The organism is Achromobacter deleyi (assembly GCF_013116765.2).
Classification (GTDB): domain Bacteria; phylum Pseudomonadota; class Gammaproteobacteria; order Burkholderiales; family Burkholderiaceae_B; genus Achromobacter; species Achromobacter deleyi_A.
In genome coordinates, this window is the sequence record NZ_CP074375.1 from 5,171,793 (window position 1) to 5,193,663 (window position 21,871).

The window sequence follows — 21,871 nt, forward strand, 5'->3', positions numbered from 1 at the left end:
GCGGCCGTCCCGTACCTCCTCGCGGGGCCAACGCGGCTGGATAAGCCCCATGAAGCGCATCCTCGCCACCCTCTATATCCTGGGCCTCACCATGGTGATGTTCGCCCTCACCATGCTGATTCCGCTGCTTGTCGCCTATGTGGGCGGCGACGCGGCGCGCGGCGCCTTCCGGGACGGCTTTCTGATCTCGGTGGGTATAGGCGGCGGCCTGGCCGCGCTTACCCGCCGCAACCGCAGCGAACTGCGCGCGCGCGATGGCTTCGTGCTGGTGTCGGCGGTGTGGGCCGGCCTGCCTTTGCTGGCGGCGATCCCGTTGCTGCTCTATTTCCATGGCGCCGGGCTGCCGCTGTCGTTCACCGGCGCGTACTTCGAGGCCATGTCGGGGCTGACGACCACCGGCGCCACGGTGCTGACCAATCTGGACGCCTTGCCCGCGTCGATCAACCTGTGGCGGGCGACGCTGATCTGGATCGGCGGCATGGGGATCCTGGTGCTGGCCGTGGCGATTCTGCCCCTGCTGGGGGTAGGCGGACATCAGGTGGTGCGGGCCGAAACCCCCGGGCCAATGAAGGACGAACGGCTGACGCCCCGCATCGCCAGCACGGCCAAGGCCCTGTATGCGGTGTATTTCGTGTTCTCCATCCTTTGCTTCCTGGCCTACCGGGCGGCCGGGCTGTCCTGGTTCGAGGCCTGGTGCCACATGGCCACCACCATGGGCCTGGGCGGGTTTTCCACCTGGGACGACGGTTTCGCGCATTTCGATTCGGTGGCGGTGGAGATGGTGGCCATGGTGTTCATGCTGATCGCCGGCATCAACTTCGCCACGCATTTCAACGCGTTCCGCCAGCGCAGCCCGCGCGCCTATGTACGCTGCCCGGAGGCCATCCCCTATCTGGTGGTGGTGCTGGGGGTCGGGCTGGTCATTTCGGTGTTCCTGTACCTGAAGGGGGTCTATGCCGAGCCCCTTGAGGCGCTGCGCTACGGCATGTTCAACACCATCTCGATGGCCACCACCACCGGCTACGCCAACACGGACTTCGCGCAGTGGCCCCTGTTCGCGCCGCTGACGATGCTGCTGCTGTCGGGATTCGCCACGTCGGCGGGATCGACGGGGGGCGGGATCAAGATGATCCGCGCCATCCTGCTGGTCAAGCAGGCCCGCAACGAGCTTGTGACAATGTTGCACCCGCATGCGGTCAGCCCGGTCCGGATCAACGGCCGCGCGGTGGAGACCCGCACGATGTCGTCCGTGCTGGCCTTCATGCTGTTCTATGGCCTGTCCATCGCGGTGTTCACCAGCCTGCTGCTGCTGTCGGGCCTGGACCCGATCACGGCCTTCTCCGCCGTTTTCGCCAGCGTCAACAACACGGGTCCGGGACTGGGACCCGTCGGCCCCATGGGCAACTTCGCCGTGTTGTCCGATTTCCAGATCTGGGTCTGCACGTTTGCGATGCTGATCGGCCGGCTGGAGCTACTGACCGTGCTGGTGCTGTTCACGCCGATTTTCTGGCGCAAGTAGGGGCCGCCGCGCCCGGTTTTTACTAAGGGATAACCCTGATAAGGGTTATCCCGCCCTGTCCCGGAAACCCCTTCCAGACTGGCTTGGCGGATGCCGCGGGCCGGCAGCCCGCGCCATATCTATGTTGTAAGCGCTTGCTCACTTTCTCTTAGAGGGCAAAACCGGATGCTTCGCGATGTTGCACATAAATGTCACGATTTTCATTCGTTTTGCCACAAAGCTGCGGCTATCATGCGTTCACAAGTCGCCGTCTAGTGCCCCCCGGGAAGTCACCGGGCTTCAAGGTCGAACGGCGCGTACCCTCATCCAAACATTCAAAGGAGTCCGAGATGGAACAGATCCCGTTCATTTCGTCGGCCCCCAACACCCTGGGCATCGAACTCGAGCTGCAACTGATCGACCCGCGCAGTTTTGACCTTACCGCAGCCTCTGACGAACTGTTGGCCCAGATGGCCAACCACCCCATAGCCGATCGCGTCAAACCCGAAATCACGCGGTCCATGATCGAACTGAACTCCTCGGTGCACGAGCACCCCATGGGCCTGCTGGCCGAGATGCGCGAAATGCGCGATGCGCTGGTCGAGGCGGCCGATGCAGTCGGCGTGTCGGTCGCGGGCGGAGGCGCCCATCCCTTCATGCGCTGGCAGGAGCGCTCCATCTCGGACACCCCGCGTTTCCAATATCTGGCCGAAATGTATGGTTACCTGGCGCGTCAATTCACCGTGTTCGGCCAGCACATCCACCTGGGTGTGAAGAGCGGCGACGACTCGATCAAGCTGCTGCGCCGCCTGTCGCCCTACGTACCGCATTTCATCGCGCTGTCGGCGTCCTCGCCTTATTGCGAGGGCGTGGATACCCTGTTTTCGTGCTCGCGCCTGAACGCGGTCAACAGTTTCCCGCTGGCCGGCCACATGCCGCCCGAGGTCAAGGACTGGTACCAGTTCGAGGCGCATCTGTCCCAACTGCGGGCCTATGGCCTGGCCGAGAGCATCAAGGACCTGTACTGGGATATCCGTCCCAAGCCGGAATTCGGCACCGTCGAAATCCGCGTCTGCGATACGCCGTTGACCGTGGAGCGCGCCTGCCAGATCGCCGCGTTCGCGCAGGCCCTGGCCGTGCTGCTGATGCGCGAGGAAGATCCCAGCGACAACGCCTGGCTGTCCTATCGCAGCAATCATTTCCAGGCTTGCCGTTTCGGCCTGCAGGGCAGCTACGTGACGCCTGACGGGCAGCGCCTGCGCCTGATCGACCATCTGCGCGCCTTGTTCCAGCGCCTGATGCCGGTGGCTGAAGAACTGGGGACGGGCGACATGATCGCCACCCTGCGCGACGAGGCCATGCGTAGCGGCAATGATTCGCGCTGGCTGCGCAGCCAGTACCATCGCCTGCGCGATCTGCCGCTGGTGGTGGAAGCCATGTCGAATGCCTGGCGCGGCGAAGCAGCGCCCGCCGCGGCTCCCGCGGAACCCACGGCCGTGCTGCGCCGCCGGATCCGCGCGACCTCCGAACCCATGCAGGCCCTGTCGGCGTCCGAGCCCGGGGTCAGCGTGCCGGAACGCCTGCACTAGGCCAGCAGGGCGCGGGGCTCCTGCTCAGGAGTTCCCGCGGTGCCTGCCGCCGATCGCGCTGACGGACAGCCTGGTCTCCCCGGCCACCGTGCGATGCGCGGCGGCGCGCCAGGCGTGGCCATAGGCCACTTCGATGCTCAAGGCAATCAGGCCGTCCGGCCGGCGCTGCGCTTCCAGCGCGGCGCACAGGCGCGCGCGCCAGTCGCGGCCCACCAGTCCGCCGCGGCGGCCCTCGGCGGGGTTGCCGCCCAGCGCGCGCACATCTTCCAGCAGTTTTTCCGGGCTGCGGTAGGTCAGGGTCAGGATTTCCTGGTCCATGACCGGGTCGGCGAAGCCGTTCTCCACCAGCAGATCGCCAAAGTCGTGCATGTCCACGAAGGATGGCGTGGCCGTGCGCAGGCCCGCATCGGTCAGCGCCTGGCGCAGTTCGCGCAGCGTGGCGGGTCCCAGACAGGAGAACATCGCCAGCCCGCCCACTTTCAGGATGCGGCGCCATTCGGCCAGCACCGCGTGCGGCGCGCGATGCCAATGCATGGCCAGGTTCGACCAGACCAGTTCCAGCGATTCGGGCGCGAGGCCCGTTTGTGCCAGATCGGCGTTCACGAAGGCCGGGGCGGCCGGGCCGCGGCGGGCCAGCTTGCCGATCCAGGCCGACAGGCCGGCGGGCGCATGGCGCTTGCGGGCCTGTTCCAGCAGCGGTTCGCAATTGTCCAGGCCCGTATAGGCGGCATCGGGATAGCGTTCGCGCAGCAGCGGCAGGTTGTCGCCGGCGCCGCAGCCCGCGTCCAGCATCGCCAGGGGCTGCACGCGGATGTATTGCAGGCGCCCCAGCATGCGGCGGGCCACCTCGCCATAAAGGAACTGGGCGTCGGACAGGTCGCCGCGGCGGGCGAACTGCCGCGGCACGTCGGCGCTGACGATGGGCAGGGAAGGGAGCGTTGCGGATTCTGGCAGGGACATTTCGGTCGCGCCCGCGAGGTTGCCTCGGGGCGGAACATGATTTCATTAGGGATGGCACACATTATTGCGCATCCCGGCACCGGGGTCCGATTGCCCCTACTCGACATGGGGCGGCGTCTGCTGTCGCGGGTCGGCTGCGATTGCCCGCTGTGCGGCGGCCGCGTGGCGGGCGCGTGCCTGTGCCAGGGCTGCCAGGCCGACATCATGGCTGCGTCGCCCCGATGCCCAGGCTGCGCCTTGCGGCTGTCCGCCGGTGCGCCGCATTGCGCCGCCTGCATGGGCAAACCCCGGGCCTTTTCGCGCGCGCTGGCGGCGTTCGACTATGAGCCGCCCGCGGACACCCTGATCCTGATGCTCAAGGCGCAACTGCGGCTCAGCATGGCGCCGGTGCTGGCGCGGCTCATGGCGGCGGCGGTCCGCGCCAGCGCGCCCTTGCCGGCCGGCGTCGTGCTGGTCCCCATTCCCGCCAGCCGGGCGTCCCTGCGCCAGCGCGGCATGAACCCGGCGGCCGAGATTGCGCGCAGCCTGGCGGCGGAGCTGGCCTTGCCCGTGCCGCGCCACGTGCTGGCGCGCCTGCGCGAGACCCCCAGGCAGGCCACCCTGGGCCGACGCGCCCGGCAGCGGGGCGCGGCCGGCCTGTTCCTGTGCGCGGGGGATGTCCGTGGAAGGCACGTGGCGGTGGTGGACGACGTCATGACCACGGGCAGCACGGTGAATGCCGCGGCCACCGCGTTGCTGGACGCGGGCGCGGCCAGCGTCATGGCGCTGGTGGCCGCGCGCAGGCCATGAACCACCAGGGCGCGGCCCGGTCCGCGCGGGCAGGGCAGGGCAAATCGGCGACAATCACGGGTGCGCGGCCCTTCCCGGGGCGCAAGCCATTCCACCTTTCCATCCGCCATGTTCCACGTCATTCTCGTCTGCCCGGAAATCCCTCCCAATACCGGCAACGCCATTCGGCTGTGCGCCAATACCGGGGCGCAACTGCACCTGGTGCGACCCTTGGGGTTTGAACTGGATGACGCCCGCATGCGCCGGGCGGGGCTGGACTATCACGAGTGGCAACCGGTGCGCGTGCACGACACGCTGGAAGAGGCCCTGGCGGATACCGGCGCGGCCCCCTCCAGCATTTATGCGCTGACCACCCAGGCCCAGCGCAGCGTGGCCGACATCAGCTTCAAGCCGGGCGACGTATTCGTGTTCGGCCGCGAGACGGCCGGCCTGTCCGAAGAGCATCAGGCGATGTTCCCGCCCCAGCAGCGGCTGCGGCTGCCCATGCGGGCCGGCCAGCGCAGCCTGAATCTGTCGAATGCCGTGGCGGTCACGGTATTCGAAGCCTGGCGTCAGCAAGGCTACGAAGGCGGCGCATAGCCGCCCGGGCGGGGCGTCAGACACCGAGGGTGCCTGACGGATGGCTCAATCCAGCGACAGCTTCAGCTTCTCAATCACCTGGTCCCAACGCGCCTTTTCATTCTTGATGCGGGCGGTCAGGGCTTCCGGCGTGGACGGCGCGGGCGTGAAGTACTGCAGCGCCAGCTGCTTGCGGACCGCCTCGCTGCCGATGATGCGGGCCAGTTCGCTGTTGAGCCGTTCGACGACGGGCGTGGGCGTGCCGGCCGGGACCAGCACTGCGTTCCACGAAATGGCCTCGAAGTCGGGATAGCCCTGCGAGGCCATGGTGGGCACGCCGGGCAGGGCGTCGCTGGGTTGCAGGCTGGTTACGGCCAGCAATTTCACCTTGCCGTCGCGTGCCTGGGGCACGGCGATGGCGGGCACCATGAATCCGGCCTGGACGTCGCCGCCGATGATGGCGGTGATGACTTGCGGAAATCCCGAGTAGGGAATGTGAGCCAGGTCGATGCCGGCGCTTTCCTTGAACATCTCCATGGCCAGGTGGGCCGAGCTGCCGGGGCCGACCGAGCCGTAGTTCAGCGCGTTGCCGCGGCTCTTGACCAGCTTGACGAAGTCCTGGAGGTTGTTGGCAGGCAGGCTGCCCGGCACCACCAGCACATTGGGGCTGGTGCCCACCAGGGAGACCGGATCCAGGTCGGTCAGCGGGTCGTAGCCCAGCGTCTTCTTATATAGCGTGGGGGCGGTGACCAGCGGGCCGTTGATCGTATAGAGCAGCGTATAACCGTCAGGCTTGGCCTGCGACACCATCCGCGTCCCGATGTTGCCACCGGCGCCCGGCTTGTTGTCGATCACGATGGGCTGGCCCAGGGCCTGGGACAGCGGCTCGGAGATGGTGCGCGCGAGGATGTCGGGAGACGAGCCCGGCGGGAAGGGCACAACCATGTGGATCGGGCGATCGGGCCAATCCGCGTGGGCGGCGGCCGGCAGGACTGCGGCCAGGCTCAGGCACAGGCCGCGCAGCAGCGGGCCGACCCGGAATTTGCGGGTTTGCGTCATGAAGGATGTCTCCTCGGGGTAGTGTGTAGTGTCTTGTTGTCGGGGATGGTGCGAGACGGCCCGCCTAGGCGGGGCCGGACGGGCCGCCAGCCGGATCGTCCGAATCGGGGCGTTCATCGCGGGCGTCGCGCGCCAGCAGGGCGGATACCGCGGTCATGGGCGCCACGCCTTCGAACAGCACGGCGCACACGGCCTCGGTGATCGGCAGTTCGACATTGATGGCACGGGCGCGTTCCAGCGCGGCCCGGGCGCAGCGCACGCCTTCGGCCGTGATGCCGCTGGCCAGGATGTCGGCCAGCTTGCGGCCGGCGCCGATTTCCAGGCCCACGCGGCGGTTGCGTGACAGCTCGCCGGTGGCGGTCAGCACCAGGTCGCCCAGGCCGGTCAGGCCGGCGAAGGTCTCGGGCTGCGCGCCCAGCGCCACGCCAAAGCGGGTCATCTCGGCCAGTCCGCGCGTGATCAGCGCGGCGCGGGCATTGGTGCCCAGCGCGAGTCCGTCGCAGATGCCGCAGGCGACGGCGATCACGTTCTTCAGGGCGCCGCCCACTTCCACGCCGACCAGATCGGTGCTGGCGTAGACGCGCAGCGCCGCTCCGTGGAAGGCGGCCGTGGTGGTTTCCCGCAGGGTGGCGCTGGCGCCGGCCACCGTCAGCGCCACGGGCAGGCCCTGGGCGACTTCGCGTGCGAACGAGGGGCCCGACAGGGCGCCGCCGGTGGCGCCAGGCAGGGCCTCGCGCATGATTTCATGGGGCAGCCTGGCCGTGTCGGCTTCAAAGCCCTTGCACGTCCAGACGATGGGGGTGTCCTGCAATCCCAGCCCGGGCAGCCGGCGCGACAGTTCGTCGCAAATGGCGGTCAGGCCGGCCACGGGCACGCCCAGCACGATCAGGCGGCGAGCGCCGTCTTCCTGCAGGCTGCGCAGCGTGGTGTCGAGATCGGAGGAGAAATTCAGTGACTCGGGCAGGGAGATGCCCGGCAGATAGCGCGCGTTCTCGTGCGTGGCGGCCATGGAGGCGGCCTGCGCGGCGTCGCGCGCCCAGAGCTGGGTGGGGTGGCGGCGGCTGGCGGCCGCCGCCAGCGCGGTGCCCCAGCTGCCCGCACCCAGGACGGCGACGCGCAAGCGCGGCTGAGCGGGTTTGTTCATGGGGCGCCGCGGCGTGCTTACTGGCGGGTGGCGCCGGGCGGCAGGATGATGCCCGAGTCGCTGCCGCTGCCGTTGGCGCCGCTTTGCTGCTGTTGCAGTTCAGCCAGGCGTTGTTCGTACAGGGCCTGGAAGTTCACTTCGGTCAGGTGCAGCGGCGGCATCGAGGTGCGGGTGATCGCATCGGCGATGTTGGCGCGCAGGTACGGGTACAGCATCGTCGGGCAGACAATGCCCAGCAGCGGATCGAGCTGTTCCTCGGGGATGTTCGAGGCTTCGAAAATGCCGGCTTGCGTGCCTTCGACCAGGTACACCACCTTTTCGTTGATGCGCGTGGTGACGGTGACGGTGACCGTGGTTTCGAACACGGTTTCGGCCAGACGCTGGCCGCCCACGGTGATGCTCACTTCAACCTGGGGCGCTTCTTGCTCCAGGAAGACGTGGGGCGCGTTCGGCATTTCCAGCGAAAGGTCTTTCAGGTAGACGCGTTGCAGATTGAACGAGGGCGCGTCGTTGCCGCCTTCTTGCTGGGTGTTTTGGTCTTGATCAGCCATGAGTGTTTCCGTTGGAGGGAGGGGCAAAAAGGGGCGATTAGCCGTTCAGCAGGGGGGCAAGGCCACCCGAGCGGTCCAGGGCCATCAGGTCGTCGCAACCGCCGACATGGGTATCGCCGATGAAGATTTGAGGCACGGTGCGCCGACCGGTGCGTTCGATCATGACATCGCGCTGGGCCGGTTCGCGGTCGATCTGGATGATCTCCAGGTCAGCCACGCCGCGCTGCTCCAGCAGAGCCTTGGCGCGTGCGCAATAGGGACAATAGTCCTTGCTGTACATGACTACTTTATTCATAGGCGCTCCTGTGGGTCCAAGAATGGGTAGATGGGGGCGCGGCCCCCGGGTTCAACCCTTCTGGGTAACCGGCAGGCTGGCGGCCGACCAGGCGCGCATGCCGCCATCGAGCGGCACGACGTCGGCAAAACCCTGGGCGCGCAGCTTGGACGCGGCGCGGGCCGAATCACGGCCATTGTCGCAAACCACGACCAGCGGCTTGTTCTTGGGCAGCGAGCTGGCCTTCTGTTCCAGATCGGCGGCCGGCACGTTGCGTGCCTGGGCGATGTGGCCAGCCTGGAATTGCTCGACGGGGCGCACGTCGACCCAGACGGCGTTGCGCTGGTTGACCATCTGGATGGCTTCGGTCGTGCTGACGGCGGATCCGGTCCGGCCCTTGCGTAGGGCGGGAATGGCCAACATGACGCCGGAAATCACGGTAACGGCGACAATGAAGATGTTGTTTTTATCGAGCAAGAATTGCAGAAGATCCACGGGGCATCCTGTAGTGCGTCGACTAGTGCGGCGACTAGCCTGGGATAGGCGAACCCTGATGCGCCGCGTCCGGGAAGTGGACGGGTGCGCCGGGGCAAAATCAAGGGCAAAATCACGCAATTATAAAATGAGCGCATTCCTTAACCATCCTCTAACTTTAACCCGCGCCGCAAGCGTGCCAAACCATGCATAAACTCGTTCTGATGCGCCACGGCGAAAGCCAGTGGAATCTGGAAAACCGTTTCACCGGCTGGACCGACGTCGACCTGACCGAAACGGGCCGCGAACAGGCCTTCAAGGCCGGCGAATTGCTCAAGAAAGAAGGCTATACCTTCGATCTGGCCTACTCCTCGGTGCTCAAGCGCGCCATCCGCACCCTGTGGATCGCCCTGGACGCCATGGACGCCATGTACACCCCCGTGGGCGTGACCTGGCGCCTGAACGAACGCCATTACGGCGCGCTGCAGGGCCTGAACAAGGCCGAAACCGCCGCCAAGTATGGCGACGAGCAGGTGCTGGTCTGGCGCCGCGCCTACGCCATCGCCCCGGAGCCGCTGTCGCTGGACGACGAACGCCACCCCCGCTTTGACAGCCGCTACGCCAAGATCCCCGCCGACCAGCTGCCCGCCACCGAGTGCCTGAAGGACACCGTGGCCCGCGTTCTGCCGTTCTGGAACGAATCCATCGCTCCGGCCATCCGCTCGGGCCGCAAGGTGCTGGTCGCCGCCCACGGCAACAGCCTGCGCGCGCTGATCAAGCACCTGGACAATGTGTCGGACGAGGACATCGTCAACCTGAATATTCCTACCGGCCAGCCGCTGGTCTACGAATTGGATGATGACCTGCGTCCCATCCGCCACTATTATCTGGGCGATGCCGCCGAGATCGAGGCGGCCATGGCTGCGGTCGCAGCCCAGGGCAAGGCTAAGAAGGACTGATATCTCTATGCGTCGCGCGGCAGGGTTGTTGTTGGCGGTCATGTTGACCGGTGGGGCGCTGTCGGCTCGCGCCGCGCCCAACGACCTCGCCGGACGCCAGTCCGACGCCGAAAAGCAGCAGGCCGCCTTGCGCGATCGCATCGAGAACCTGCAAAAGGACATCGATGGCCGCGAGGCCGCCCGCAAGGAAGCGGCCGATGCCCTCAGGCAGTCGGAATCGTCCATTTCCAAGATCAACCTGCGCCTGAAGGAACTGGCCGACGCCAACCGCCAGGCGCAGGCGGACCTGACCAGCCTGGAAAAGCAGATCGACGCGCAACAGGCCGTGCTGGCCAAGCGCCGCGTCGAACTGGCCGACCAGCTGCGCACCCAATACACCAGCGGCCTGTCGCCGTGGACGGCGCTCCTGTCGGGCGACGATCCCCAGGTGCTGGGCCGCAACCTGGGCTACCTGGATTACGTATCGCAAGCCCGGGCCAGCGCCGTGCAGGCGCTGCGGGCGGATATCGACCGCCTGGCCGCCTTGCAGGGCCGCGCCGACGCCCGGCGCGCCGAGATCGAAAAAGTCGTCGCCGAGACCTCGGAACAGAAGACCGCGCTCGTCGGACAGCAGAAAGAGCGCGCCACGCTGCTGGCCCAGCTGGAAGGGCAGATCGCCGCCCAGCGGGCCGAGGCGAACAAGCTGGGGCGTGACGACCAGCGCCTGTCGCGGCTCATCACCGATCTGGACGCGGCCATCGCCAAGCAGATCGAAGACGCCCGCAAGGCGGAAGAGGCGCGCAAGAAAGCCGAGGAGGCCCGTCGCGCCGAGGAAGCGCGCCGTGCCGCCGAAGAAGCCAAAAAGCGCGCCGAGGCCGAACGCCGGGCGGAAGACGCCCGCAGGAAGGCCGAGGCGGACCGCAAGGTCGCCGCCGACAGCGCCCGCCGCGACCGCGATGCCCGCGAGGCCCAGGAAGCGGCCCAGGCGCGCGAACAGGTCGAGGCGGCCGCGCGCCAGGGGCGCGGCCCCGTCGCCGTGGCTGACCCGGACGCCGCGGGCTTACGCCCCGCTGAACAGCGGCAAACCCGCGTCACCGGCCCGGTCGAGGCGCCTCCTCAGGTAAAACCCGCGGAGCCGCCCAAAAAGGCGGAACCCTCTGCCGAACCCGCCACTCAAACCCGCAGCGCGCCGCCTGAGCAGACCGCCCGCGCGGCGCCCGCCGGTGGCGGCAATGGCTTGCGCCACGGGCTGACGATGCCGGTGCGCGGCCAGGTGCAGGGCCGCTTCGGCGTCGATCGCCCGGACGGCGGCGTGTGGCGCGGGGTGGTGCTGCGCGCGGCCGAGGGTACGCCCGTCAAGGTGGTGGCCCCGGGCACCGTGGTCTACGCCGATTGGCTGCGTGGTTTTGGCAACCTCATCATTGTGGATCATGGGCAGCAATACCTGACCGTCTATGCTTACAACCAAAGTCTGCTCAAACGGGTGGGGGATTCGGTGACAGGTGGCGATACTATTGCTACGGTAGGGGCAACCGGCGGCCAAGTGGAATCCGGCCTATACTTTGAAATTCGCCATCGTGGCGCTCCTGTGGACCCGGCCCAGTGGCTGGCGCAGTAGATTGATGTCGTTGGCAAACATGTCGTTGGTAAAAAACCGTTGGTAAATTACCAAACCCATCGGCGAAAACACAATTCGGGAAGTGTGCATGGGCACTCGTAAGTTTCGCGGTTTCGGTCTGATTGCCATCGGTGCGGTGGCTGGTGTGTTGCTAAGCGTGGGCGTGACTGCGGTCGCCCAGCGCGGCAGCCCCCTGCCTCTGGACGAGCTCAGGCAACTGAGCAATGTATTTGCTGCCATCAAGAACAACTACGTCGAGGCCGTCGACGACAAGACCCTGATCGACAATGCCATCTCCGGCATGGTGTCGAACCTGGATCCCCACTCCGCCTACCTGGATGCCGACGCGTTCCGCGAAATGCAGACCGCGACGCAAGGCGAATTCGGCGGCCTGGGCATCGAGGTCGGCGCGGAAGACGGCTTCGTGAAGGTGATTTCGCCCATCGAAGACACGCCCGCCGCGCGCGCTGGCGTCATGGCCGGCGACCTCATCATCAAGATCGACGACACGCCCACCAAGGGCATGACCCTGAACGATGCGGTCAAGCTCATGCGCGGCGCGCCCAAGTCGCCGATCACCCTGACCATCATGCGCGCCGACCGTCCGCAGCCGATCGTGCTGAAGATCGTCCGCGACATCATCAAGGTGCGCAGCGTGCGCAGCAAGATGCTGGACAACGGCATTGCGTACGTGCGCGTGGCGCAGTTCCAGGAAAAGACCGGCGCCGACCTGGCCAAGCAACTGAAGGAACTGGGCGCCAAAGAGCCGCCCAAGGGCCTGGTGCTGGACCTGCGCAACGATCCGGGCGGCCTCCTGACCAGCGCCATCGGCGTGTCCGGCGCGTTCTTGCCGCCTGACGCCCTGGTGGTGTCCACGGACGGCCGCACGCCGGACGCCCGCCACAAGTACATGGCCACGCCTTCGGAATACGCCCGCGGCGAAAGCAACTATCTGTCGGGCCTGCCCGCCTGGACCAAGACCGTCCCGATGGTCGTGCTGGTCAACGTGGGCTCGGCCTCGGCATCCGAGATCGTGGCCGGCGCGCTGCAGGATCACAAGCGCGCCAAGGTGCTGGGCAACCGCACGTTCGGCAAGGGCTCGGTGCAGGTCATTCTGCCGCTGTCCGAAACCACCGCGGTCAAGCTCACCACGTCGCGTTACTTCACGCCCAGCGGCCGTTCCATCCAGGCCACCGGCATCGAACCCGACTACGTCGTTGCCGATACGGCCGACGGCGATCTGTTCCGCCTGCCGCGTGAAGCCGACCTGCAACGCCACCTGTCCAATCAACAGACCGCGAACGAAGTGAAGTCCAGCGCCGAGCAGGACAGCGCGGATCTGCCGGCCAAGGTGTTCGAATTCGGCGGCAAGGACGACTTCCAGCTGCAGCAGGCCCTGAACCTGCTGGCCGGCAAGCCGGTGCAGAAGGGCTCGGCCCGCGCCCAGGCCAAGGCTGACGCCAAGGCCGGCGGCGGGACTGCCCAGCGCATGAAGATCACGCCGACCGGAGTCGAGCCCAGCAAGGACAAATGAACGACGAGCAACTGCTGCGCTACGCCCGCCACATCCTGCTGGACGAACTCGGGATCGAAGGGCAGGAAAAACTGCTGGCGGCGCGTGTGCTCATCGTGGGGGCGGGTGGACTGGGTTCGCCCGCCGCGCTCTACCTGGCGACCGCCGGCGTGGGCGACATCACGCTGGCCGACGACGATGTCGTCGAGCTGAGCAACCTGCAACGCCAGATCCTGCACACCACCGCCAGCGTCGGCCGCCCCAAGGCCGAGTCCGGGCGCGACATGCTGGCCGCGTTCAACCCGCAGACGCGCGTCCATGCGCGCGTCGAGCGGCTGAAGGACCAGGCCCTGTCCGACGCGGTCGCGCAGGCGGACCTGGTGCTGGACTGCACCGACAACTTCACGACCCGGCACGCCATCAACCGCGCTTGCGTGCAGCATCGCAAGCCCCTCGTTTCCGGCGCGGCGATCCGCTTTGACGGCCAGGTCAGCGTGTACGACCTGCGCGACGACAATGCGCCCTGCTATCACTGCCTGTTCCCCGAAGCCGATGAGGTCGAGGAAGCCAACTGCGCCACGATGGGTGTCTTTGCGCCGGTCGTCGGCATCATAGGCAGCATGCAGGCCGCGGAAGCGCTCAAGCTGCTTTCCGGGGTGGGCGAAAGCCTGTCTGGCCGCCTGTTGTGGCTGGACGTGCGCACCATGCAATGGCGCAGCGTCAATGTGCAGCGGGACCCCGAATGCGCGGTCTGCGGACACCGCGGACACGGGTGACTTCGGCCCGTATTGCACTCAGGGACAATACTAAAGGTTTCAAATACCTGCTATAACGCCAGCCAGCCTACTGAAATCGGGTAGATGGCTATGGACGTGACAGCGTGGATATAGGACTCAAGTTCAGCTTGCCCAAGTGGCGGCTGACGCGTTGGCTGACGTACACCGGGCAAGACACGCCCGCGGATATCCGCGCGGCGCTCATCGCCAGTCTGTTCGGCACGCTCCCCATTTTTGCCGGCGGGGTCATCAATACCTTGATGATCTCGGGCGTAGTCACATGGCGCCGTCCCGAACCGCTGTATATCTCGTGGCTGGCCCTGGAGCTGGTGCTGGCCATCGTCCGGGTCACCATCCTGAGGATGGCCCTGCGCGCGGCCCCCAAGGGCGGCAATACCCATACCGACATCTACATCCTGCTGGCGCTCCTGTGGGCGTTCAGCGTGGGCTACGGCGTCTTCATCACCTTCATCAACGGCGACTGGCTGGCCGCGACGCTGGCGGGGGTGTCCTGCGGCGCCATGGCCGGCGGCATCTGCTTTCGCAATTACGGCGCGCCGAGGCTGGTCGGGGCCATGATCTTCCTGAGCCTGGGGCCGATGTGCCTGGGCGCGCTGTTCACGGGTGAATACGTGACGGCCATCGTTTTCATCCAGATTCCCTTCTATCTGATCAGCATGAGCATCGCGTCGCACCGGCTCAACCGCATCCTGGTGTCCACCATGCAGGCCGAACGGGACAGCGACCGCCGCGCCAGCGAAGACGTGCTGACGGGCCTGGCCAACCGCGCCGGCCTGCAGGCGGCCCTGGAGCGCGTGTGCTCCAGCGCGCGCGGGCACGACAGCGCCGCCGCGCTCCTGTACATGGACATGGATGATTTCAAGCGCATCAACGACACCCACGGCCACGCCGCGGGCGATCAGGTGCTCAAGACCATCGCCGACCGCATGCGCGCCATGCTGCGCGTGGACGACGTGGCTGCCCGGATCGGCGGAGACGAATTCATCGTCCTGGTGACGGGCATCGATGCCACCGCCGCCTTGCGCCTGGGCGAACACTTGCTGCGCGACGCCTCGCAGCCTATTGCGCTGGCGGACGGGACGCGCGTCAGCGTGGGCCTGTCCATCGGCATCTCGATCATGTCCGGCGCCAACCGGACCCCCCAGGCCGCCCTGGATTCCGCGGACGCCGCGCTGTACCGCGCCAAGGCGCAAGGCGGCCGCCGCTGCGTGGTCGACGTGGCGGAAGAGCCCGCCGACGAGGCCTTGCCCGGCGACGCGTCCGTGGCCGTCTGAGGGCCGTTCCAGGGCAGTCTTGGCTCAAGCCTGTGGATTCAAGCTCGGACTTCATCAAAAGTTATCAGATAACCTGAAAAGTCTGCTTATAATCGCCGCATGTTGACCAAGAGCCTTACCCTTACCGAGCAGGTCGCCCGCCAGATCGCCACGGAGATCGCCGGCGGCGTCCATCCCGTCGGCGCCAAGTTGCCGCCTGGACGTGTCCTGGCGGAACAGTACGGCGTCAGCGCCGCCGTGATCCGCGAAGTCACCGAGCGCCTGCGGGCGCAAGGCCTGATCCAGAGCCGCCAGGGTTCTGGCAGCACCGTGGTGTCGCGCACCGGCGCGCAAGGCTTCCAGGTGTCCTCCGGCATCGCCGTGAACCGGGAGCAGCTGGCCAGCGTCTACGAGCTGCGGATGGAGCTGGAAGGCGGCGCGGCTGCCCTGGCGGCCGTCCGCAGCGACGCCTCGGACCTCGCCGCCATGGAGCGGGCGCTGGCCGACCTGGAAGCGCATCTGGAACATCCCGAGCAGGGCGTGGAACATGACATTTCCTTCCACGTCGCCATCGCGGCCGCCACACACAACCGCCATTACCAGGACCTGCTGCAGTACCTCAACCTGCAGTTGCGCCTGGCCGTCAGCACCGCCCGGTCGAACAGCCGCCTGCAAGAGGGCCTGACCGCCGCCGTTCACCAGGAACACGTGGCCGTGTTCGAGGCCATCCGCGGGCGCGATCCCGAAGGCGCCCGGCACGCCGCCATCCGTCATTTGCAGCAGGCGGCCCGCCGCCTGCAACTCGATCTACTCTTTCCCGCCGCAAAGCAAACATCATGAGCGCATCCGACTTTTCTCAACGGCTGGTCCAAGCCCTGGGCCCCGACACCGTCTTCACCGCCCAGGCGGATATCGCCCCGTGGCTGTCCGACTGGCGCGGCCTGTACAACGGCCAGGCCCAGGCGGTGGTGCGCCCGCGCACGACCGCCGAAGTCGCCACCTGCCTGGCGCTTTGCCAGGAGGCCGGCGTCCCGGTCGTGCCGCGCGGCGGCAACACCGGCTTGTGCGGTGGCGCCACGCCGGACGGCGGCGCCAGCAACGTGGTGCTCAGCCTGGACCGCATGAATGCGGTGCGCTCCATCGACACCGTCGCCAACACCATGGTGGCCGAAGCCGGCGCCATCCTCGGCAATCTACGCCGCGCGGCGCAGGACGCCGGGCGCTTGCTGCCGCTGAGCCTGGCCGCGGAAGACTCCAGCCAGATCGGCGGCAACGTGGCCACCAACGCCGGCGGCGTGAACGTGGTGCGCTACGGCATGGCGCGCGAACTGGTGCTGGGCCTGGAGGCCGTATTGCCCACGGGCGAAATCTTCCACGGCCTGCGCACCCTGCGCAAAGACAACACGGGCTATGACCTCAAGCAATTGCTCATCGGTTCCGAAGGCACGCTGGGCGTGATCACCGCGGTGGCGCTGCGCCTGTTCCCGCGCACGGACGTGCGTTCAGTGGTACTGGCGGCGGTCGAATCCCCCGCGCAGGCCTTGCAGCTCTTCGAGATCCTGTTCGAGCAATGCGGCGCTCGCCTGCAGGCGTTCGAGTACTTCTCGGGCGATTGCCTGGACCTGGTGCTGACGCACGCCGAAGGCGTACAGGAGCCGTTCGGCCAGCGCTATCCGGCCTATGTGCTGGTGGAACTGGCGGATACGGCGGACGAGGCGGGGCTGAACACGCTGCTGGAAAACGTGATCGGCACCGCGCTGGAACGCGGCCTGTGCCTGGACGCCGCGGTGTCGGCGTCGCTGGCGCAATTGCAGACGCTGTGGAAGCTGCGCGAAGAGATCTCCGAGGCCCAACGCGCCGATGGCCCGCATCTCAAGCATGACGTATCGCTGCCGATCGAACGCATTCCCGACTTCATGGTGTCGGCCGAAGCCCGCGTGCGCGCGCTGTACCCGGACATCCGCCCCTTCATCTTCGGCCACTTCGGCGACGGCAACCTGCACTACAACCTGTCGCGGCCGGCCGGAACCGAGCGCGACTGGGTATCGGTGCATGGGGCGGCGATCACGGATGCGGTGCTGGATGAAGTGAATCGTTATGGCGGGAGTATTTCCGCGGAACATGGGATTGGGCAGTTGAAGCGGGAGCATTTCTTGCATAGCAAGGATGCTGTTGAATTGCGGCTGATGCGGGAGATCAAGAAGGTGATGGATCCTGCGGGGATCATGAATCCGGGGAAGCTGTTGTAGGTCTTTGTTCGGTTGTTTGTTTGTTTGTTCTTCGTAGGCGGCTGGGTTCGTTCTTTCGTTTGATTGTTCGTTCGATCTTCGTAGGTCGCCCGGCGGCGCGGGCGGGGGGGCTGCGAGCGCCCGCCATTGCGGTCCGGAGCCTTCGCTCCGGACTTCCCCCTCGTCATCTTCGTCCAGGCCTTCGGCCTTTCCTTCAGATTCCCTCGGGCGCATGGAGGTTGCTCGCAGCCCCCCCGCCCGCGCCGCCGGGCTACGAGCGTCTGGGTTTGATGCGCTGCTAGAGCTGTGGTCGGGGTAGGGAATCTGCAGGGCCGCCAAATGCAGCCGCGCGGGCGGCTGCATTTGGCATATGGGCGTTGGGTCGTCGATGCAGTGTTCGCTTGCGCGCATGCGTAGATGCGCTTGCTAATGGTGCTCGCCGTCGGGGGAGGGGCGGTGATGGGCGGCGCGCGATGGCGAGCGGCTTGCGCATGCAGACTTGTGCGCGCGCGCCGCCCATCAGGCATTGGAGTTGAAATGGCGATTAATGGCGGGCTGATAAGCGAGATCTCCCGCATTCGCGCAGCGGCATCATGTGCCGCAAGACACCGCGTAAGCCTCAAAAGGCCGCCCGGGCGGCCGTTTTGAGGCGGGCCCGGCGAACAAAATCTCCCGCATTCGCGAAGCGGCATCCTCAATCGCAAGACACCGCCAAAGCCCCCGAGGCCGCCCGCGCGGCCGACCAGGGGCGAGCGACGCAAGATCTTCCATCACCACACAAACGCGGCCAAGCACACCAATATCCTGCCCGATACGCGAAGCGTCATCGCTACGACGCAAGACACCGCGTAAGCCCCCCAAGGCCGCCCGCGCGGCCGGCCGGGGGCGGGCCCCGCAAGATATTCCACCACCCCCCCACCCGTGGCGAGAACCTCAAGAACTCCGTCCGCCCCAGCGCCCGTGAAGATTCAACCACCAAAGCCCGGCGTGGCGGGGGCCTGGGGTGTGCGGGGCGTCGATAAGCCCGAGGGAATCCGAAGGAGTCGCCGCAGGCGAGGACGAGGATGACAAGGGGGAAGCCCGGAGCGAAGGCTCCGGGCCGCAATCGCAGCCCCGCACACCCCAGGCCCCCGTCACGTCGGGCGTCTTAAGAACCCCACCCGACGCAAAAAAACACCCACAACAACTAAAAAAAACTCACTGCCGATGATAAACCTCGGCCCCTTTCTTAACGAACTCCACCGACTTCTCCTGCATCCCCTTCTGCAGCGCTTCATTCTCGCTCACACCCTGAGCCGCCGCATAGTCGCGGACGTCCTGGGTGATCTTCATGCTGCAGAAATGCGGACCGCACATCGAGCAGAAATGCGCGACCTTCATCGAGTCCTTCGGCAGGGTCTCGTCGTGGAATTCCTTGGCTGTGTCCGGATCCAGGCCCAGGTTGAACTGGTCGTCCCACCGGAACTCGAAGCGTGCCTTGGACAGCGCGTTGTCGCGGATCGCCGCGCCCGGGTGGCCCTTGGCCAGGTCGGCTGCGTGCGCCGCGATCTTGTACGTGATGATGCCGTCCTTCACGTCCTTCTTGTTCGGCAGGCCCAGATGCTCCTTGGGCGTCACATAACAGAGCATCGCGGTGCCGTACCAGCCGATCAGCGCTGCCCCGATCCCCGAGGTAATGTGGTCGTAGCCCGGCGCGATGTCGGTCGTCAGAGGGCCCAAGGTATAGAACGGCGCCTCGTGGCAATGCTTCAGCTGCAGCTCCATGTTCTCCTTGATCATCTGCATCGGCACATGGCCCGGCCCTTCGATCATCACCTGCACATCGTGCTTCCAGGCCACCTGCGTCAGCTCGCCCAGCGTCTTCAGCTCGGCGAATTGCGCCTCGTCGTTGGCGTCATAGCCCGAACCCGGACGCAGGCCGTCGCCCAGCGAGAAGCTGACGTCGTAGGCCTTCATGATTTCGCAGATCTCTTCGAAGCGCTCGTACAGGAAGCTCTCCTTGTGGTGCGCCAGACACCACTTGGCCATGATCGAGCCGCCGCGCGAAACGATGCCCGTCATGCGGTCGGCCGTCATCGGGATGAACGGCAGGCGCACGCCCGCATGGATCGTGAAGTAATCCACGCCTTGCTCGGCCTGCTCGATCAGCGTGTCGCGGAAGATCTCCCAGGTCAGGTCCTCGGCCTTGCCGTCCACCTTTTCCAGCGCCTGATAGATCGGCACCGTGCCGATCGGCACCGGCGAATTGCGGATGATCCATTCGCGGGTTTCGTGGATGTGCTTGCCGGTGGACAAGTCCATCACCGTGTCGCCGCCCCAGCGGATCGCCCACGTCATCTTTTCCACTTCCTCGCCGATGCCGGAGCTGACCGCGGAATTGCCGATGTTGGCGTTGATTTTCACAAGGAAGTTGCGGCCGATGGCCATCGGCTCCACTTCGGGGTGGTTGATGTTGGCCGGGATGATGGCGCGGCCGCGTGCGATCTCGTCGCGCACGAACTCCGGGGTGATGGCGGCCGGAATGGCCGCGCCGAACGATTGCCCCGGGTGCTGGCGCAACAGGCGCTTGACCATTTTTTCGCCGTCGGGACCGCTGTCGCGCAGCGTCTGCAGATAGTGCTCGCGGCGCAGGCTTTCGCGGATCGCCACGTATTCCATTTCGGGCGTGATGATGCCACGGCGCGCGTAGTGCATCTGCGAGACATTGGCGCCGGACCTGGCGCGGCGCGGCGGGCGCTGCAGGTCAAAGCGCATCGCCGTCAGCTTGGGATCGGTCAGGCGTTCCTTTCCGTAGTCGCTGGTCGGGCCCGACAGCAACTCCGTGTCGCCGCGTTCCTCGATCCAGGCGCGGCGCAGTTCGGGAAGGCCGCGGCGGATGTCGATCCTGGCTTCGGGGTCCGTGTAGGGGCCGCTGCAGTCATACACGGTCAGCGGCGGATTCTTTTCCCCGCCGAACATCGTCGGCGTGTCGTCCTGCTCGATTTCCCGAAACGGCACGCGGATGTCGGGGCGCGAGCCGATTTCATACACGCGGCGGGATTTGGGCAGCGGTGCGACGGCCGCCGCGTCGACTTCGGCGGTAGCGGCCAGGAATTTGGGATTGGCGTTCATTGAAAGCTCCAAGCGAGTGGTTGGAGCCGATCGGGAATGGACTCCCGCCAGGCGTGCAGGGACGCGTGGCGGGAATACGGCTCCCAGCATCGGCATTATCCGTACTGGTACGAAGGGACTCTCTCAACACGTCGCCGCTCTGAAAGCGGGACGAGTACCCCTGCGCGAAAGCGAAGTATAGAGCCTGGACGACGGGTCCGCGCATGAACGCGGGCCATGTTGCGGCGCCGCGTTCGGGACGCGGCTCAGCTGCCTCGCGAATACTTCGGGGGCGCAGCTCCGGTATTACTGCTTTACATTTGGATTCAGACTGGACGGACACCATCTTTCAGGTTCGGTACACTTTTTGCCACACGTCGCGTGTACAGTCTTAGTGTTATACCGACCGGCATTAGTCCACTTAAGAAGGAATCGAGCATGCAACTGAACCTACGCAAATTGGCGCCCGCCCTGGTTGTTGTGACGTTGGCGCTAGCGGGTTGCAAGACCGCCCCGACTAAGACGTCCGGCGCCGCTGCCACCCCCGAGGCCGGCCAGCAATCCGCCACTCCGGCCACCGCATCGCGGGTGGATTTCTATCTGGCCAAGCGCGAAGCCGGGCCTGGCCTGCGTGAAATCAGCCTGCCCGATGGCAAGCTCTATCTTCAGGAAACGCCCGTCCTGACGCGCGCCGACCTGACCGACGCCGCCGCCCTGGTGGACCGTCAAGGCCAGAACTTCGTGGGCCTGCGCTTCTCCGAAGCCGGCACGCGCAAGCTCACCACCGTCAGCACCAACAATGTCGGCAGCGTGCTGGCTTTGGTCATCGATCAGGAATTGGTCGCCGCTCCGCTCATCGGCGAACCGCTGAATCGCGGCGTGCTGGCCTTTGGCGTACCGTCGGCCCAGGCCGCCTCCGAGATCGCCGCCAAGATCCGCGGCGACGCCGCCGCGCCCGCGGCTGGCACGGCTCCTGCGCCTGCGCCTGCTCCTGCCGCCAAGCCTTGATACTTGCGGCAATGAAAAAAGCCCGGCCATGCCGGGCTTTTTTTTTGGGCTTGGGTGACCGCTGCTTCTTTAGCCGATCTTGCGTCCGCGCGGCTTGATGCCGCGGCGAAGCAGCGTCGTTTCGATGAACGTCTGCGTCAGCGCTTCGAGCATCACGCGATCATCGGGCGTGAGCGATTCGAACTGCGAAGGCGAAATGTTGGGGTAGGGCCACGGCGCCATCGGACGCGGCCGGCCGCCGGGACGCGGCGTGGATTCGGCGATCCCGGACACGGGAAGCGTATTGCTCAGGTCGTAGCCTTCCATGGGCAGTTCCATGGGGCCCTTGCCGGTTTCCAGCCATTCAACCTCGACCTTCAAGACCTGCGCCAGTTTGCGGGCCGAGCGGCTTGAGTGGCGCAAACCACTTTCGTAGCTGCCGATTGCACTTTGCGAGATGCGCACCAAGCGGGCGAGCGTCTTCTGCGTGTGGCCACGTAAAAGACGAGCGTGCTTCAGTCGGTCTGAGAATGTTTTCACAAGGCGATTGA

20 protein-coding genes are annotated in these 21,871 nt (G+C 66.3%); 12 read left to right on the forward strand and 8 right to left on the reverse strand.

Annotation, left to right across the window (positions count from 1 at the left end):
- Nucleotides 1-49: 49 nt before the first annotated feature.
- Nucleotides 50-1,519, forward strand: coding sequence for a TrkH family potassium uptake protein (locus HLG70_RS23460; RefSeq protein WP_171667509.1), 1,470 nt, complete (start codon nucleotides 50-52; stop codon nucleotides 1,517-1,519).
- A 329-nt stretch (nucleotides 1,520-1,848) separates the two neighbouring features.
- Complete coding sequence (locus HLG70_RS23465; protein WP_171667510.1) at nucleotides 1,849-3,087, forward strand: YbdK family carboxylate-amine ligase; 1,239 nt, start codon at nucleotides 1,849-1,851, stop codon at nucleotides 3,085-3,087.
- Between the two features lie 24 nt (nucleotides 3,088-3,111).
- Here the strand turns inward: HLG70_RS23465 and HLG70_RS23470 are convergent, their stop codons facing one another.
- Nucleotides 3,112-4,047, reverse strand: a complete 936-nt coding sequence (locus HLG70_RS23470) for a methyltransferase domain-containing protein (protein WP_171667511.1) — start codon at nucleotides 4,045-4,047, stop codon at nucleotides 3,112-3,114.
- Between the two features lie 90 nt (nucleotides 4,048-4,137).
- Between HLG70_RS23470 and HLG70_RS23475 the strand changes: the two genes are divergently transcribed.
- Complete coding sequence (locus HLG70_RS23475; RefSeq protein ID WP_326491114.1) at nucleotides 4,138-4,836, forward strand: ComF family protein; 699 nt, start codon at nucleotides 4,138-4,140, stop codon at nucleotides 4,834-4,836.
- A 108-nt stretch (nucleotides 4,837-4,944) separates the two neighbouring features.
- Entirely contained in the window at nucleotides 4,945-5,415 is a 471-nt protein-coding gene (locus tag HLG70_RS23480; protein ID WP_171667512.1) for a tRNA (cytidine(34)-2'-O)-methyltransferase, read from the forward strand.
- A 45-nt stretch (nucleotides 5,416-5,460) separates the two neighbouring features.
- Here HLG70_RS23480 and HLG70_RS23485 read toward each other — a convergent pair whose 3' ends face one another.
- The 5 genes from HLG70_RS23485 to HLG70_RS23505 all read right to left on the reverse strand — a co-directional run bounded on the left by HLG70_RS23485 (nucleotide 5,461) and on the right by HLG70_RS23505 (nucleotide 8,917).
- The gene (locus HLG70_RS23485) at nucleotides 5,461-6,453 is read right to left on the reverse strand and encodes a Bug family tripartite tricarboxylate transporter substrate binding protein (RefSeq protein ID WP_171667513.1); all 993 of its coding nucleotides are present in this window, start codon (nucleotides 6,451-6,453) and stop codon (nucleotides 5,461-5,463) included.
- A 64-nt stretch (nucleotides 6,454-6,517) separates the two neighbouring features.
- Nucleotides 6,518-7,597 carry an NAD(P)H-dependent glycerol-3-phosphate dehydrogenase gene (locus HLG70_RS23490; protein WP_171667514.1) on the reverse strand — a complete coding sequence of 360 codons (1,080 nt, stop codon included), beginning with the start codon at nucleotides 7,595-7,597 and terminating at the stop codon, nucleotides 6,518-6,520.
- Nucleotides 7,598-7,614: 17 nt separating this feature from the next.
- Nucleotides 7,615-8,148 (reverse strand): protein-export chaperone SecB, encoded by a 534-nt coding sequence (gene secB, locus HLG70_RS23495; protein WP_171667515.1) that lies wholly within the window; start codon nucleotides 8,146-8,148, stop codon nucleotides 7,615-7,617.
- Between the two features lie 37 nt (nucleotides 8,149-8,185).
- The gene (gene grxC, locus HLG70_RS23500) at nucleotides 8,186-8,443 is read right to left on the reverse strand and encodes a glutaredoxin 3 (RefSeq protein WP_171667516.1); all 258 of its coding nucleotides are present in this window, start codon (nucleotides 8,441-8,443) and stop codon (nucleotides 8,186-8,188) included.
- Between the two features lie 51 nt (nucleotides 8,444-8,494).
- Nucleotides 8,495-8,917, reverse strand: coding sequence for a rhodanese-like domain-containing protein (locus HLG70_RS23505; RefSeq protein WP_171667517.1), 423 nt, complete (start codon nucleotides 8,915-8,917; stop codon nucleotides 8,495-8,497).
- Nucleotides 8,918-9,102: 185 nt separating this feature from the next.
- Between HLG70_RS23505 and gpmA the strand changes: the two genes are divergently transcribed.
- The 7 genes from gpmA (at nucleotide 9,103) to HLG70_RS23540 (ending at nucleotide 17,264) form a co-directional block, all read left to right on the forward strand.
- Nucleotides 9,103-9,855 (forward strand): 2,3-diphosphoglycerate-dependent phosphoglycerate mutase, encoded by a 753-nt coding sequence (gpmA, locus tag HLG70_RS23510; protein WP_171667518.1) that lies wholly within the window; start codon nucleotides 9,103-9,105, stop codon nucleotides 9,853-9,855.
- 7 nt (nucleotides 9,856-9,862) lie between these two features.
- Complete coding sequence (locus HLG70_RS23515; protein ID WP_171667519.1) at nucleotides 9,863-11,452, forward strand: peptidoglycan DD-metalloendopeptidase family protein; 1,590 nt, start codon at nucleotides 9,863-9,865, stop codon at nucleotides 11,450-11,452.
- A gap of 88 nt (nucleotides 11,453-11,540) precedes the next feature.
- Entirely contained in the window at nucleotides 11,541-12,986 is a 1,446-nt protein-coding gene (locus HLG70_RS23520; RefSeq protein ID WP_171667520.1) for a S41 family peptidase, read from the forward strand.
- The gene (locus HLG70_RS23525; protein WP_171667521.1) at nucleotides 12,983-13,741 is read left to right on the forward strand and encodes a HesA/MoeB/ThiF family protein; all 759 of its coding nucleotides are present in this window, start codon (nucleotides 12,983-12,985) and stop codon (nucleotides 13,739-13,741) included. The genes HLG70_RS23520 and HLG70_RS23525 overlap by 4 nt, the downstream gene beginning before the upstream one ends.
- Nucleotides 13,742-13,845: 104 nt before the next feature.
- Entirely contained in the window at nucleotides 13,846-15,036 is a 1,191-nt protein-coding gene (locus HLG70_RS23530; protein ID WP_171667522.1) for a GGDEF domain-containing protein, read from the forward strand.
- 99 nt (nucleotides 15,037-15,135) lie between these two features.
- On the forward strand, nucleotides 15,136-15,855 hold the full coding sequence (locus tag HLG70_RS23535; protein ID WP_171667523.1) for a FadR/GntR family transcriptional regulator: 720 nt from the start codon (nucleotides 15,136-15,138) through the stop codon (nucleotides 15,853-15,855).
- Nucleotides 15,852-17,264 (forward strand): FAD-binding oxidoreductase, encoded by a 1,413-nt coding sequence (locus HLG70_RS23540; protein WP_171667524.1) that lies wholly within the window; start codon nucleotides 15,852-15,854, stop codon nucleotides 17,262-17,264. Before HLG70_RS23535 ends, HLG70_RS23540 begins: the two co-directional genes overlap by 4 nt.
- A gap of 1,176 nt (nucleotides 17,265-18,440) precedes the next feature.
- Here the strand turns inward: HLG70_RS23540 and thiC are convergent.
- On the reverse strand, nucleotides 18,441-20,354 hold the full coding sequence (gene thiC, locus HLG70_RS23545) for a phosphomethylpyrimidine synthase ThiC (protein ID WP_171667823.1): 1,914 nt from the start codon (nucleotides 20,352-20,354) through the stop codon (nucleotides 18,441-18,443).
- A 417-nt stretch (nucleotides 20,355-20,771) separates the two neighbouring features.
- Here thiC and HLG70_RS23550 point away from each other — a divergent pair, with 417 nt between their 5' ends.
- Entirely contained in the window at nucleotides 20,772-21,341 is a 570-nt protein-coding gene (locus HLG70_RS23550) for a SecDF P1 head subdomain-containing protein (RefSeq protein WP_171667822.1), read from the forward strand.
- Nucleotides 21,342-21,410: 69 nt separating this feature from the next.
- Here the strand turns inward: HLG70_RS23550 and HLG70_RS23555 are convergent, their stop codons facing one another.
- Nucleotides 21,411-21,860, reverse strand: a complete 450-nt coding sequence (locus tag HLG70_RS23555) for a helix-turn-helix domain-containing protein (RefSeq protein ID WP_171667826.1) — start codon at nucleotides 21,858-21,860, stop codon at nucleotides 21,411-21,413.
- Nucleotides 21,861-21,871: the final 11 nt, after the last annotated feature.